The organism is Cellulomonas sp. zg-ZUI22, from assembly GCF_017353535.1.
GTDB classification, from domain to species: domain Bacteria; phylum Actinomycetota; class Actinomycetes; order Actinomycetales; family Cellulomonadaceae; genus Cellulomonas; species Cellulomonas wangleii.
Map to the genome: position 1 here is coordinate 893,547 of NZ_JAFMUZ010000001.1, position 13,213 is coordinate 906,759.

A 13,213-nucleotide genomic window follows, 5' to 3' on the forward strand; every position below is an offset into this window, starting at 1 on the left:
TGGTTCGGATCGTGACCGTCCGCCCTTGACCGGTCCGCACCGATCCGTACGGTCCTTTCACCCGCGAGGCCCAACGGCGGCCGACGGTGGGCCGACGTCGGTGGTGCCCCGTACGCTCGCCGCGTGACCGACCTCACCCCCGAGACCCCGCTCGCGCGCACCCGACGTGCCCGACGTGTCGACCGGGCGCTGTCCGTGCGGTACCCGGACGCCCGCTGCGAGCTCGACTTCCGCACCCCGTTCGAGCTGCTGGTGGCGACAGTGCTGTCGGCGCAGACCACGGACGTGCGCGTGAACCTCACGACGCCCGAGCTGTTCGCGCGGTGGCCCGACGCCGCCGCGCTGGCGGCGGCCGACCCCACCGAGCTCCAGGACGTGCTGCGTCCCACCGGGTTCTTCCGGGCCAAGACGCGGGCGGTGACCGGCATCGGGCGCGCGCTCGTCGAGAGGTTCGGCGGTGAGGTGCCCCGTCGGCTCGAGGACCTCGTCACGTTGCCCGGTGTCGGTCGCAAGACGGCCAACGTCGTGCTCGGGAACGCGTTCGGCGTGCCGGCCATCACGGTGGACACCCACGTGCAGCGCCTGTCCCACCGGCTGGGCTACACCACCAGCGAGGACCCCGTGGTCATCGAGGCCGAGCTCGGGGCGCTCCTGGAGCGGCGCGAGTGGACGATGGCGTCGCACCGGCTGATCTTCCACGGGCGCCGGACGTGCTTCGCGCGGCGCCCGGCGTGCGGGGCGTGCCCCGTCGCCGCGATGTGCCCGTCCGCGGGCATGGGGGAGACGGACCCGGTGCGGGCCGCCGCGATGCTCAAGGGCTGACGGACTCGACCTCGGCCAACCAGTCGACCAGCAGCTCGCCGACCAGGCCGGGGGCCTGGTCGGTCAGGTAGTGCCCGGCGCCGTGCAGCAGCTCGTACCGGTACGGCCGGGCCACGTGCGCCGTGACGGCCCGCAGCGCGGAGCCCGACGCGGGCCGCAGCCCGTCGAGCACGCCGTGGACCTGCAGCACGGGGACGGGGCGGGCCGCGCGCAGCACCGCCCGGTACCGGGCGCCGTCGGGGCGCGGGGTCGATCGGACCAGCCAGCGCACCTGCTCCAGCTGGCTGTGCGCGGCGAACGGCACCCGCACCGCACGCCGGTACGTCTCGACGGCCTCGCGGCCGGGCAGGCCGGGCACGCCGCCCCACCGTCCGAGCATGTGGTCGACGAGGTCGCCCCGCACCATCGCGCGCTCCGGCAGCGAGGGCAGCTGCGCGAAGGCGAGCACCGCGGCGGCGGGAGGGCGCAGCGGCGGGACCGGCAGCGCGACGGCGTCCAGCGGGTGCGGGGCGGCGAGCACACCGAGCGCCCGCACGACCCGCGGGTGGTACGCGCCGGTCGCCCAGGCCACGTCACCGCCCGTGCCTGCGCCGACGATCACGGCGGACTCCGCACCGAGCGAGCGGACCACGCCCGCGACGTCCGCGGCCAGGGTCGGCACGTCGTAGCCCTGCGGGGGCTTGTCCGACCCGCCGGTGCCGCGCAGGTCCATCGCGGCGACCCGGTACCCCGCGGCGGCGAGGACGGGGAGCTGGTGGCGCCACGCCCACCACAGCTGCGGGACGCCGTGCAGCAGCACCACGAGCGGCGCGTCCTGGGGTCCGGTCAGTGCGACGTGGAACCGGGCGCCGTTCGCGGTGACGAAGCGGTGCTGCCAGGGCCCCTCGATCAGGAGCGACGCGGAGTCGACGGTGGTCATCGAGTGCGAACCTACCGGCTCGCCCCGGGGTCGGTGTCCTGTTCGGTCCCGCGCGGACCGGGACCGGGGTCGGGTGCGGAGGCACCGTCGGCCCGTGCGGAGGCACCGTCGGCCCGTGCGGAGGCACCGTCGGCCCGTGCGCTGTGCACGCGGCCGCGCCAGGCGAGCACCGCACCGCCGGTCAGGGCGGCGAGCAGCGAGGCGGCGAGCACCCCGACGACGACGTGGTCGCCCAGCTCCGTCCCGGTGCCGAACGCGAGGGAGCCGACCAGCAGCGACACGGTGAAGCCGATGCCGGCGAGCAGGCCCACGCCGATCACGTCCCACCACCCCAGCCCGGGCGCGAGGCGGGCGCGGGTGAACCGGGACACCGCCCAGGTGGCCAGCGTGATGCCGACGGGCTTGCCCAGCACGAGCCCCAGGACGACGCCGAGGCCCACGGGCTCGGTCAACGTCGCGCCGATCGTCGCCGGGTCGACCGTGACGCCCGCCGCGAACAGCGCGAACACCGGCACGGCGAAGCCGGCGGACACCGGCCGCCACACGTGCTCGTAGCGCTCGGCGAGCGAGTGGTCGCCGTCCGTGCCCGGACGCAGAGCACCGCCCCGCCCCGGCCGGGCCGTGCCCGCCGCCGCGGGCACCGCGAACCCGAGCAGCACGCCGGCGATCGTGGCGTGCACGCCGGAGGCGTGCAGCAGGGCCCAGGTGGCCAGCGCGAGCGGCACCAGCAGGAACGGCGAGCGCACGCCGCGACGCAGGGCGAGCGCGAAGACGGCGACGCCCGCGACGGAGCCGAGCACGAGCCCGAACGTCACGGTGTCGGTGTACCCCACCGCGATGATGACGATCGCGAGGAGGTCGTCGACCACGGCCAGGGTCAGCAGGAAGGCGCGCAGCGCGACCGGTACGCCGCGCCCCACGATGGCCAGGACGCCGACCGCGAAGGCGATGTCGGTGGCCGTGGGCACGGCCCACCCCTCGGGGGAGCCGCCCGGCAGGGCCGTGTTGACCGTCAGGTACACGAGGGCCGGGACCGCCATGCCGCCGACGGCCGCCGCGGCGGGCAGCGCGGCGGTCGCCACGTGCCGCAGCTCGCCGACGACCATCTCGCGCTTGAGCTCGAGCCCCACGACGAAGAAGAAGATCGCCAGCAGCCCGTCGGCCGCCCAGTGCGCGACGTCGAGGTCGAGGTGCAGCGCAGCGGGGCCGATGACGGTGCCGCTGACGGCGCGGTACGACTCCGGGGCGAGGTTCGCCCACAGCAGCGCGGCGACGGCCCCGGCCAGCAGGAGCAGACCGCCGATCCGCTCGTCGCGCAGGGTGTCCGCGAGGTTGCGCTCGCTGGCGGCGCTCAGGCTGCCGAAGAGCGTGCGGGCGGGGCGGGGCGCGGGCGCGGGCGCGCCGGAAGGCGTGGTGGGCACAGGTCGTACCTCTCGGTGGGGTCGACGGGGGTCACTGCCGACCAGACTTCCCGGCGCACCGGTCGTCCACACTACCGACGGGCACGGGCAGCCGCACGCGGTGCCGGACCGCGCCGCCGGCCGCGGGGTGCCGCGGCGGACAGGCAGGTCAGGGCCCGTCAGGCCCCCGCGGGCTCCGCCACGTCGGAGCGGTCGTCCGTCACCCGGCGGTCCTTGGGCGGGTCGAACCGGTAGCCCACGTTGCGCACGGTGCCGATGAGCTGCTCGTGCTCGGGGCCCAGCTTCGCGCGCAGGCGCCGCACGTGGACGTCGACGGTGCGGGTGCCCCCGTAGTAGTCGTAGCCCCACACCTCCTGCAGCAGCTGGGCGCGCGTGAACACGCGGCCCGGGTGCTGCACCAGGTACTTGAGGAGCTCGAACTCCTTGTACGTGAGGTCGAGCGGGCGCCCGCGCAGCCGGGCGGTGTACCCGCCGGCGTCGATCGTCAGCTCGCCGGACGAGATCTCCTGCGGCGCGTCGTCGTACGAGGACGTCGCCGCGTGCTCCATGACCAGCCGGAACCGCGTCTCGACCTCGGCGGGCGTCGCGTGCTCGAGGATGATGTCGTCCGCGCCCCACTCGGCGGTGACGACCGTCAGGCCGCCCTCGGTCAGCACCAGGACCAGCGGGACGGTCAGGCCGGTGGCGCGCAGCAGCCGGCAGGTGGTGCGGGCGGTGACGAGGTCGCGGCGCGCGTCGAGCACGACGATGTCCGCGTCCGGGGCGTCCACGAGAGCGGACGGTTCGACGGGAAGCACCCGGACCCGGTGGGACAGGAGCCCCAACGCGGGAAGCACCTGTGCCGAACCCCCGGACGCAGGCGTGAGCAGCAGCAGATCCGCCACCTGTCACCTCCTGGCTGCGAGTGGGCACACGGTACCGCGTGGTGGGCGTGCATCGCGCCGACCGCTCACGGGCACTCACCTGCACCACCCGTCCGCGCGTCCCCGGTCCCAGGAGGCGTCTGCGAGAATCGCCCGCGTGCTTCACCACCGCCGTCCGACGCGTCCGTGCCTCGACCCGCCCCTGAGGTGTCGGCCTGACGGCCGACGGGGTCCCCGATGAGCGTCGAGACCCGGTCCGTCCTCACCGCCGTGCTCGCCGCGGTGGTCGCGGTGGCCGGCTTCACGGGCGTGCTGCCGCTGGCCGCGGTCAGCGCGGTGCTCGTCCTCGTCCTGGCGCTGGGGTGGCCCGGGCTCGCCGCGCTGCCGTTCACGCCCGGCGCCGGTGCCGTGGTCGCGCTGGGCGGGCTCGGCTCCGTCGCGGCCGTGACGTTCACGCCCGAGCAGCCGTACCTGCAGCACCTGGCACTCGTGCTGGCGGCGGCCGTGGTGCTCGCGTTCGTCAACGAGATGCTGCGCCGCGACGGGCGGCTGCGCATGGTCGAGTCCGTCTCGGGCACCGTCGCGGGCACCGTGCTGGCGGTCTGCGTGACCGGCTGGGTCGCCACGGCCCGGCTCGACGGGGGCGAGGAGCTGGTGGTCGCCGGTGCGGTCGCGCTCGCGCTCGGCTCGGCCTGCGTCGCGCTGCGGGGCCGCACCTGGCTCGTGTACCTCCTCACCGTGGCCGCCGCGACGGCGGGCGGCACGCTCGTCGGCTGGTTGCTGCCGACGGTGCAGCTGGTCGCGGGCACCGTGCTCGGTCTCGGCGTCGGCATCCTCGTCACCGCGCTGCACGCCCTGTTCGACCGGCTGCCGGCGCTCGAGCGACGGCTGCCCGCGCTGGCGGTCGTGGTGCTGCCCGTCACCGTCAGCGGTGTCCTCGTCTACGTCGCCGGGCGTGTCCTGGCGGTCTGATCCGAGCGCCCGGGACGAACCCGGGCGCTCTCGTCGTTAGGATCGGTGCATGACTGCGCTCGAGGGCTTCTTCATCGGCCTGCTCGTGCTGGCCACGCTGACGATCGCGTGGTTCGCGGGCTTCGTCGTGTACCGCCTCTACAAGGGCCAGCGCTGAGCCCTCGGCGCTGACGCGTCCCTGCGGACGACCGGTCGGTCGTCCGACCGCGCGTGCCGGCCACGGCCGACGCGCGCCCGAGCCGAGGAGGCACCGTGCCGTTCGTGCTGCCCGAGGGCCTGGCCCCCGAGGTCTACCCGCTCGCCTGGCTGGTCGGCCGCTGGCGCGGTGAGGGCGTCGTCGGCTACCCCGGCGTGGAGGAGAGCACCTTCACGCAGGAGCTCGAGATCACCCACGACGGCGGTCCGTACCTGGCCTACCGCACGACGATCCGGCTCGTGGTCGCCCCCGACGACGCCGCGACCCTCGACACCGACGCCCCCGTCGCGGACGACCCCGACGCCGCCCCCGCGGGCACGGCGGAGCCGATCGACGGACCCGTGTGGTCGACCGAGTCCGGCTACTGGCGCGTGCCGCCCGAGCGGCCCGACGACCTCGCTGCCGACCAGCACCCGGTCGAGCTGCTGCTCGCCGACCCCTCCGGGCACGTCGACGTCTACGTCGGGTCGGTCGGCAACGGGCGCATCGACCTGGTGTCCGACCTCATCGCCCGCACCGCCACCGGGGCGGCGGTGAACGCCGGCAAGCGCCTGTACGGGCTGGTCAACGGCGAGCTGATGTGGGCGCACGACCTGGCGGCCTTCGGTGAGCCCATGCAGTCGTACGCGTCGGGGCGCCTGACCCGGGTCGAGGACTGACGTGGGCGTCGAGGCCCAGCCGGTCGCGCTGCCGCGGCACCGCAGCCCGCTGCTCGCACGCCACGGGGCGGTCGCGGCGGCCGGGCCCGACGCCGGTGTCGCCTGGCACTACGGCGACCCGACGGCGGAGCAGCGAGCGCTGGCACGCGGCGGCGCGGTGGTCGACCAGTCCCACGTCGGCGTCGTCACCGTCACCGGTCCCGACCGCCTGACGTGGTTGCACTCCCTGACGTCGCAGGACGTGCAGGCGCTGCCCCCGCGCACGTCGACCGAGCTGCTCGTGCTCGACCCGCACGGCCGCGTCGAGCACGCGGCAGGCGTCGTCGACGACGGCACCACCACCTGGCTGCTCACCGAGACCGCGCCCGCGCTGGCGGCGTGGCTGGACCGGATGCGGTTCATGCTGCGCGTCGAGGTCGCCGACGTGACCGACGCGTGGGCGGCGCTCGCGGAGCCGGTCGACGCCGAGGGGGCCGCGGGGGAGCCGGTGACCTGGCGCGACCCGTGGCCGCGCACCGCGCCCGGCGGCACCCGCTACGGCGCGGACGACGACGCCCACCCGGGCGCCGACCGCCGGTGGCGGCTCGTGCTCGTGCCGCGCGAGCGGCTCGTCGAGGAGGTGCGCGCGCGGGAGACCGCCGGCTGGCCCCTCGTCGGCACGTGGGCGTCCGAGGCGCTGCGTGTCGAGGCCTGGCGCCCGCGCCGCAGCCACGAGGTCGACGACCGGACGATCCCGCACGAGCTCGACTGGCTGCGCACCGCCGTGCACCTGCACAAGGGCTGCTACCGCGGGCAGGAGACGGTGGCGCGCGTGCACAACCTGGGCCGGCCCCCGCGTCGGCTGGTGATGCTGCACCTCGACGGCTCCGGGCACCTGCTGCCCGACGTCGGGGCGCCCGTACGCCTGCCCGGTGCCGCCGCGCCCACGGCCGGCGGTGCCGACGAGGCCGCCGCGGGACGTGAGGTCGGGCGGGTCACCTCGGTGGCGCGGCATCACGAGCTCGGGCCGATCGCGCTCGCCGTGGTCAAGCGGTCCGTCCCGGAGGACGCCGTGCTGCTCGTGGACTGCGACGGCGGGGCCGTCGCGGGCGGGCAGGAGGTCGTCGTGCGCGGGGACGGCGTGACGCCCGACCGGCCGGCGGCGCGCGGCCCGCTGACCCGTGGCCTGGGGCAGCACCCCATGCTCGGGGGCGCGTGACGCCCGTGGACCTGCCGCGGTGAGCACGCCGGCCACCCTGCGCACGTCGGCGATGCTGCGGCTCCAGCTCGGGTCGCGCGTGCGGGCGGGGTGGGCGCGCGTCCGGTCCTCGTGGGGGCTGGTCCTGCAGGCGTCCGCGGCGGCAGGGCTGGCGTACGGCATCGGGCTGTACGTCTTCGGCCACGAGATGCCGTTCTTCGCGCCCGTCGCCGCGTGGCTGGCGCTCGGGTTCTCACGCGACCGGTCGGTGCGCCGCGTCGTCGAGCTGGCCGGCGGCGTGGCGATCGGGGTGGCGGCGGGCGACCTCGTCGTGCACGTCATCGGGTCCGGCATGTGGCAGATGGCCGTCGTCCTGGCGGCCTCGGCGCTGGTGGGGCGGTTCCTGGACCGCGGGGCGCTGCTCACCACGCAGGCCGGTGTGCAGGCCATCGTCATCGTCGGGCTGCCGCAGATCGGCGGCGGCCCCTTCGGCCGGTGGGTCGACGCGGTCGTCGGCGGCTGCGTCGCGCTGGCGTTCGCGCTGCTCACCCCGACCGACCCGCGACGGCACCCGCGCACGCTCGCGCAGGCGGCGGTGCAGGAGCTCACCACGGTGCTGGACGTGCTCGCCCGCGGGCTGCGGGCCGGGGACGTCGAGGACGTCGAGGCCGCGCTGCTGACGGGACGGGCGTCGCAGCCGGCGCTGGACGAGTGGCGCGACGCCGCGCGCTCGGCGGCCGAGCTGGTCCGCCTGGCGCCCGCGCACCGCCGGCACCGCGCCGAGCTCGAGGGACTGGTCGGCGAGAGCGTCCTGCTGGACCGCGCCATGCGCAGCGCGCGGGTGCTGGCGCGGCGGTCCGTCGCGGTGGTCCAGGACGGGCCGGTGCCGCCGGGTCTCGCGGACGTCGTCGCGGACGCGGCCCGGGCCACGGACGACCTCGCCACCGCGATCGGTGCGGGGCACGACCCGCGCCCGGCGCGCGAGCGGCTGCTGGCCGTGGCCGCGGCCCTCGACCCGTACGCGCTGGCGCCCGACGACTGGACGTCGCAGTCGCTGGTGCTGCTGCTGCGCTCGCTGGTGGTGGACCTGCTCGAGGCGTCCGGGGCCACGCCCGCGGACGCCCGTGCCGCGCTGCCCGAGCTCTGAGGGCCGCCCGGCACACCCGCGTGCCCCGCGTCTCGTAGGCTCTCGGCGTGGGCATCATCGGGTCGCTGCAGCTCCTGCTCTTCCTCGTCTTCTACGTGGCGATCTTCGTGCTGTCCGCGTGGGCGCTCGTGGACTGCCTGCGTCGTCCCGCCGCGGCGTTCACGGCCGCCGGCAAGCGGACGCGCACGTTCTGGACGTGGGTGCTCGTGGCCGCGACCGTCGTCGCGTTCATCTCCATCCCGCCGCCGCTGGGGCTGCCGCTGCGGTTCCCCTCGTTCCTCGCGCTGGTCAGCGCGGCGGCGGCCATCGTGTACCTGGTCGACGTGCGTCCCGCGGTCGCGCCGTACACGCGCCGCCGGGGCGGTGGGCCGTCGCGCGGCGGCGGTTGGTGAGCGTCCCCGACGTCGCCGCCGGTGCGCGCCCGCTCGCACGGGTGCACCGCGGCGACCTCGTCGAGTCGGTCCACCTGGGCCACGTCGTGGTCGTCGGCCCCGACGGGGCGGTGCGGCACGCGGTCGGCGATCCCGACGTCACGGTGTGGCCGCGGTCGTCCCTCAAGCCGGTGCAGGCCGTCGCCATGCTGGGGCACGGGCTCGACGTCGCCGGTGCGGACCTGGCGCTGGTGTGCGCGAGCCACTCCGGGGAGCGGGCGCACCTCGACGTGGTCCGCGGGCTGCTGGCCGGTGTCGGCCTGACCGAGGCCGACCTGCAGAACACGCCCGACTGGCCCCTGGCGCCCGACGCGGCGTGGGAGTGGCGCGCGCAGGGCCACGGCCCGGCGTCGCTCACGCAGAACTGCTCCGGCAAGCACGCCGGCATGCTCGCCACCTGCCGTGCGGCCGGCTGGTCGACGCACGACTACCTGGACCCGACGCACCCGCTGCAGCAGGCGGTCGTCGCCGCGACCGTCGAGCTCACCGGTGCTCCCGTGGAGCACGTGACGGTCGACGGCTGCGGCGCACCCCTGCTGTCGACGACGCTGGTCGGTCTCGCGCGCGCCTTCGGCACCGTGGCCGCCGCGGCCCGGGACGGCTCCGCCGCGGGCCGGGTGGCCCGGGCGATGGCGACCCACCCCTGGCACGTGGGCGGGACCGGACGCGACGTCACCGCGTTCATGGCCGCCGTCCCGGGGCTGGTCGCCAAGGACGGGGCGGACGGCGTCTACGCCGCGGGGCTCCCGGACGGCGGGGCGGTCGCGCTCAAGGTCCTCGACGGGTCGGGCCGGCCCCGTGCGGTCGTGCTCGCCGCGGCCCTGGCACTCGCGGGCGTCGACCCGGCCCTGGTCGCCGAGGCCGCCCGGACCCCGGTGCTCGGCCACGGCCGGCCCGTCGGTGAGGTCCGGGCGACGTTCGGGCCGGACGCGTGACGCGCCGGCTCGTCGTCGGCGGTGCGCACGCGCGGCCGGTGCGGCGATGAGGGCGGTCGTGCAGCGCGTCACGCGCGCGGCCGTGCGGGTCGACGGCGAGGTCGTCGGGCAGATCGACCGACCCGGGCTGCTCGCGCTGGTCGGCGTCACGCCGGGGGACGGCCCGGCGCAGGTCGAGGTGGTCGCCCGCAAGATCGCGGAGCTGCGGATCCTGCGCGACGAGCGCTCGGCGGTCGACGTCGGCGCGCCCGTGCTGGTGGTCAGCCAGTTCACGCTGTACGCCGACGTGCGCAAGGGGCGCCGCCCCACGTGGAACGCGGCGGCGCCGGGTCCGGTCGCCGAGCCGCTGGTCGACGCGGTCGTCGCGGCGCTGCGGGCGCGCGGGCTCGAGGTCGCGACCGGGCGTTTCGGCGCCGACATGGCCGTCGAGCTGGTCAACGACGGTCCCGTGACGATCCTCGTCGAGTCGGCGCCGACGGGCTGAGGCCGCGGACGAGGCAGACCACTCCGAGCGAGCGTACGAGGAAGGCCCCTCGGAGTAAGCGTCCGAGGGGCCTCCCCGACCGTGGGTCGCGTGCCACCGGTCGCCCGGTGGCCGACGCCGCCGTTGACGGTGCGGCTCCGCCCCGGCACCCGGTGCACCGGCGAGCCGGTGCCCCGCGGGCGGGACGTCCACGATCGACCTCCCGGTACCGGTGCGTCCCTGCGTCGTCATCCACAGGCCGACGGGTCGCCCCGCCGAGGTGCCGCACGTTCTCCGTTCGGTCCGTCCCCGGGATCGACCGTGACCCGCGGGAGGCTCCCGGGAGGGGCGTTCCTGCTGGTGGATCATGGTCGGCCGAGGTCGATTCCCCAGTTCTAGACCTCCGGGGACCACCCCACAAGGGTCTGCCGGGACCGGTCTTCGTCCACCGGTCCGTCCACACCCTCGTCCACAGGCCGACCTGCGAACCCATCGGTCAGACACAGGGGTGTGGACACGATCTGTGGACACGCGGCACCGCGTCACCCGTCGGGCCGCGGCCCGCCGCTAGGCTCGGAGCAGGGACGAGGCCCCTCGGAGTAAGCGTCCGAGGGGCCTCGCCGCGTCCCGCGCCGGCCGGCTCCTCCCGGGCTCGTCGGGGGCTCGTCCAGGGCTCGTCCAGGGCTCGTCCGGCACCGGTGGGGTGGATCGATGCACTGCCGGCGGCGGTCGCCCGCCGCGCGCCGCCGCGCGCCGCCGCGTGCCGCTGCGTCACGATGGCGCGATGGGCATCGAGACCGTCCTCGGGGACATCACGCAGCAGCACGTCGACGTCGTGGTGAACGCGGCGAACTCCTCGCTGCTCGGCGGCGGCGGGGTCGACGGGGCCATCCACGCCGCGGCCGGCCCCCGGCTGCTCGCCGCGTGCCGGGAGCTGCGCGCCACCACGCTGCCGGACGGCCTGCCCGTGGGCCGGGCCGTCGCCACGCCGGCCTTCGACCTGCCGGCCCGGTGGGTGGTCCACACCGTGGGCCCGGACCGCCACCGCGGGCAGACCGACCCCGCCCTGCTCGCGTCGTGCGTCACGTCCAGCCTCGACGTGGCGGACGGGCTGGGCGCGACCAGCGTGGCCCTGCCCGCCGTGGGCGCCGGCGTGTACGGGTGGGACGCGGCGCAGGCGGCCGACGTGGCGGTCGGTGCCGCGCGCGCGTGGGTCGACGCGCACCCCGGCGCTTCGGTCACCACCGTGCGGTTCGTGCTGTTCAGCCCGGCACTGCTCGGCGCGTTCGACGCCGCGCTGGCCCGGGCCTGAGCGGGCAGGTCCGCCCGGGTGCCGTGCCTCGGGCGGCGCCCTAGCGTGGGTCCATGGCCGTGCCGCTGCCGTTGCTGCCCGACGACGCGCTGACCCGCGTGCTGTGCGTCGTCGCGCACCCCGACGACCTGGAGTACGGCACCTCCGCCGCCGTGGCGGTGTGGACCGGGCGGGGCGTGGAGGTGGCGTACCTGCTGCTGACGCGCGGCGAGGCGGGCATGGACGCGCGGGATCCCGCGCACGCCGCGCAGGTGCGCATGCGCGAGCAGGTGGCCGGCTCGCGCGCCGTCGGCGTGACCCGGGTGGACTTCCTCGAGCACCCCGACGGCGTGCTGCTCTACGGGCTGGACCTGCGCCGCGACGTCGCCGCCGCGATCCGCCGGTTCCGGCCCGACGCCGTGCTGACCACGACGTGGCGGGAGGACACCCCCGTGGGCCTCAACCAGGCCGACCACCGCGCGGCAGGCCTGGCCACGGCGGACGCCGTGCGCGACGCCGGCAACCGCTGGGTCTTCCGTGAGCTGGTGGACGCCGGGCTGGAGCCGTGGTCCGTCCGGTGGCTGCTGGTGGCGGGGGACCCGGAGCCCACGCACGGCGTGCCGGTGCCGCCGGAGGCGCTGGAGCGCGCGGTCGCCTCGCTGGAGGCGCACCGCGAGTACCTCGCGCTGCTGCCCGGGCACCCCGCGCCCGCGGACCTGGTCCCCGCCCTGACCGCCGCGCAGGGCCGGCAGGTGGGCGTGGAGCACGCCGTCGCCCTGCGGGCGATCGACCTGCAGGCGCCGCCGCCGCTGCTCGACGGGCGATCCGACTGACACCTGCCGGCTCGGTGACCTGCGGTGCGCGGTACCCCGGCGGCCGGGCCGACGTCAGGCCAGGTGGAGCAGCGCCCGCAGCGTGCGGACCACGCCGTTGTCCGCGTTCGACGGCGCCACGAACCGGGCGCCGTCCCGCACCGCGGGGTGCGCGTTGGCCATCGCGAACGACCAGTCGGCCGCCGCCAGCATGCCGACGTCGTTGAGGTAGTCCCCGAACGCGACGGTCTGCTCCGGGCCCACCCCCAGCAGCTGCTGCACCTCCCGCAGCGCGTGGCCCTTGTCGGCGGTCGGGCTCATGACGTCCACCCAGTGCGCGCCGCTGACCAGCACGGCCGCGACGTCCGCGAACCCCGCCAACGCCGGGCCGGCCCCCGTGTCGGCCGACCCGAAGTCGAGGACCGCGACCTTCAGGACCGTGTCGTCCACCGCCGTCAGGTCGGGCACGCGCTCGAGCAGCGCGTAGTACGGCTCGCACTGCGCCAGGAACGCGGCGTCCGTGCGCTCGACGTACGCGCTGCGCAGCCCGCACAGCACGACCCCGAGGTCCGCACCGCGGGCCACCTGACGGCGGACCTCGCGCACCACGTCACGCGCCACCTCCGCGTCGAGCCCGTCCACGGCCGCCGTGACGCCGTCGCGCACCACGTGCGCACCGTTCTCCGCCAGGTACACCAGGTCGTCGCGCCCGAGCTGGTGGCGCAGCGTCGCGTACTGCCGGCCGCTGGCCGGGCAGACCGTCACCCCGCGCGCGACGAGTGCGTCGAGCAGCGGCCAGAAGGACGGGTCGACGCGCTTGGCGTCGTCCAGCAGGGACCCGTCCATGTCCACCGCGACCAGGCGGACGTCGGGGGCGGCGGCGGGCAGGGGCGGGACGGTCAGCGTCGGGTCGGTCGGGCTCGGGCCGGCGCCGCTCACGTCGGTCGGGCTCGGGCCGGCGCCGCTCACGTCGGTCGGGCCGGCGTCGACCGGGCGGGGCTCGGTCGGGCCGGGTCCGGTCGGGCCGGCGTCGGTCGGGTCGGGTTCGGTGGGGCGGGGGTCGGCGGGACGCGGATCTGTCACGGGCACCCCTCGATCCTCGCAC

General features: G+C 76.6%; 14 protein-coding genes. 10 read left to right on the forward strand and 4 right to left on the reverse strand.

Annotation, left to right across the window (positions count from 1 at the left end):
* Window positions 1-123: 123 nt before the first annotated feature.
* The gene (nth, locus tag J1G43_RS04110; RefSeq protein WP_207339478.1) at window positions 124-822 is read left to right on the forward strand and encodes an endonuclease III; all 699 of its coding nucleotides are present in this window, start codon (window positions 124-126) and stop codon (window positions 820-822) included.
* On the opposite strand, the gene J1G43_RS04115 is transcribed toward nth, so the two are convergent.
* The 3 genes from J1G43_RS04115 to J1G43_RS04125 form a co-directional block, all read right to left on the reverse strand.
* Window positions 812-1,741 (reverse strand): alpha/beta fold hydrolase, encoded by a 930-nt coding sequence (locus J1G43_RS04115; protein ID WP_207339477.1) that lies wholly within the window; start codon window positions 1,739-1,741, stop codon window positions 812-814. The two genes, nth and J1G43_RS04115, sit on opposite strands and share 11 nt — an antisense overlap.
* An 11-nt stretch (window positions 1,742-1,752) precedes the next feature.
* A complete protein-coding gene (gene nhaA, locus J1G43_RS04120; RefSeq protein WP_207378015.1) occupies window positions 1,753-3,162 on the reverse strand; it encodes a Na+/H+ antiporter NhaA in 1,410 nt (469 codons plus the stop codon).
* Window positions 3,163-3,320: 158 nt separating this feature from the next.
* Window positions 3,321-4,046 (reverse strand): response regulator transcription factor, encoded by a 726-nt coding sequence (locus tag J1G43_RS04125; RefSeq protein WP_207339475.1) that lies wholly within the window; start codon window positions 4,044-4,046, stop codon window positions 3,321-3,323.
* A gap of 216 nt (window positions 4,047-4,262) precedes the next feature.
* On the opposite strand from J1G43_RS04125, the gene J1G43_RS04130 reads away from it, so the two are divergent.
* The 9 genes from J1G43_RS04130 to J1G43_RS04170 all read left to right on the forward strand — a co-directional run bounded on the left by J1G43_RS04130 (window position 4,263) and on the right by J1G43_RS04170 (window position 12,129).
* A complete protein-coding gene (locus tag J1G43_RS04130; protein ID WP_207339474.1) occupies window positions 4,263-4,997 on the forward strand; it encodes a hypothetical protein in 735 nt (244 codons plus the stop codon).
* A gap of 252 nt (window positions 4,998-5,249) precedes the next feature.
* Entirely contained in the window at window positions 5,250-5,852 is a 603-nt protein-coding gene (locus J1G43_RS04135; RefSeq protein WP_207339473.1) for an FABP family protein, read from the forward strand.
* A 1-nt stretch (window position 5,853) separates the two neighbouring features.
* Entirely contained in the window at window positions 5,854-7,050 is a 1,197-nt protein-coding gene (locus tag J1G43_RS04140; RefSeq protein WP_307859467.1) for a folate-binding protein, read from the forward strand.
* 19 nt (window positions 7,051-7,069) lie between these two features.
* Window positions 7,070-8,176, forward strand: a complete 1,107-nt coding sequence (locus J1G43_RS04145) for an FUSC family protein (protein ID WP_307859468.1) — start codon at window positions 7,070-7,072, stop codon at window positions 8,174-8,176.
* A 47-nt stretch (window positions 8,177-8,223) separates the two neighbouring features.
* Entirely contained in the window at window positions 8,224-8,568 is a 345-nt protein-coding gene (locus J1G43_RS04150; RefSeq protein WP_207339472.1) for a DUF2516 family protein, read from the forward strand.
* Window positions 8,565-9,542 (forward strand): asparaginase, encoded by a 978-nt coding sequence (locus tag J1G43_RS04155; protein ID WP_207378016.1) that lies wholly within the window; start codon window positions 8,565-8,567, stop codon window positions 9,540-9,542. Before J1G43_RS04150 ends, J1G43_RS04155 begins: the two co-directional genes overlap by 4 nt.
* A gap of 46 nt (window positions 9,543-9,588) precedes the next feature.
* On the forward strand, window positions 9,589-10,026 hold the full coding sequence (gene dtd, locus J1G43_RS04160; protein WP_089798028.1) for a D-aminoacyl-tRNA deacylase: 438 nt from the start codon (window positions 9,589-9,591) through the stop codon (window positions 10,024-10,026).
* A gap of 763 nt (window positions 10,027-10,789) precedes the next feature.
* Window positions 10,790-11,317, forward strand: a complete 528-nt coding sequence (locus J1G43_RS04165) for an O-acetyl-ADP-ribose deacetylase (RefSeq protein ID WP_207339470.1) — start codon at window positions 10,790-10,792, stop codon at window positions 11,315-11,317.
* 53 nt (window positions 11,318-11,370) lie between these two features.
* The gene (locus J1G43_RS04170) at window positions 11,371-12,129 is read left to right on the forward strand and encodes a PIG-L deacetylase family protein (protein ID WP_207378017.1); all 759 of its coding nucleotides are present in this window, start codon (window positions 11,371-11,373) and stop codon (window positions 12,127-12,129) included.
* Window positions 12,130-12,183: 54 nt separating this feature from the next.
* Here J1G43_RS04170 and J1G43_RS04175 read toward each other — a convergent pair whose 3' ends face one another.
* Complete coding sequence (locus J1G43_RS04175; RefSeq protein ID WP_374191784.1) at window positions 12,184-13,197, reverse strand: HAD hydrolase family protein; 1,014 nt, start codon at window positions 13,195-13,197, stop codon at window positions 12,184-12,186.
* Between the last annotated feature and the right edge of the window lie 16 nt (window positions 13,198-13,213).

Excerpts from the sequence above, each read along its gene's own strand:
- J1G43_RS04115 (WP_207339477.1), bottom strand. The coding sequence starts at position 1,741 with ATGACCACCGTCGACTCCGCGTCGCTCCTGATCGAGGGGCCCTGGCAG.
- J1G43_RS04130 (WP_207339474.1), top strand. The coding sequence starts at position 4,263 with ATGAGCGTCGAGACCCGGTCCGTCCTCACCGCCGTGCTCGCCGCGGTG.
- dtd (WP_089798028.1), top strand. The coding sequence starts at position 9,589 with ATGAGGGCGGTCGTGCAGCGCGTCACGCGCGCGGCCGTGCGGGTCGAC.
- J1G43_RS04165 (WP_207339470.1), top strand. The coding sequence starts at position 10,790 with ATGGGCATCGAGACCGTCCTCGGGGACATCACGCAGCAGCACGTCGAC.
- J1G43_RS04170 (WP_207378017.1), top strand. The coding sequence starts at position 11,371 with ATGGCCGTGCCGCTGCCGTTGCTGCCCGACGACGCGCTGACCCGCGTG.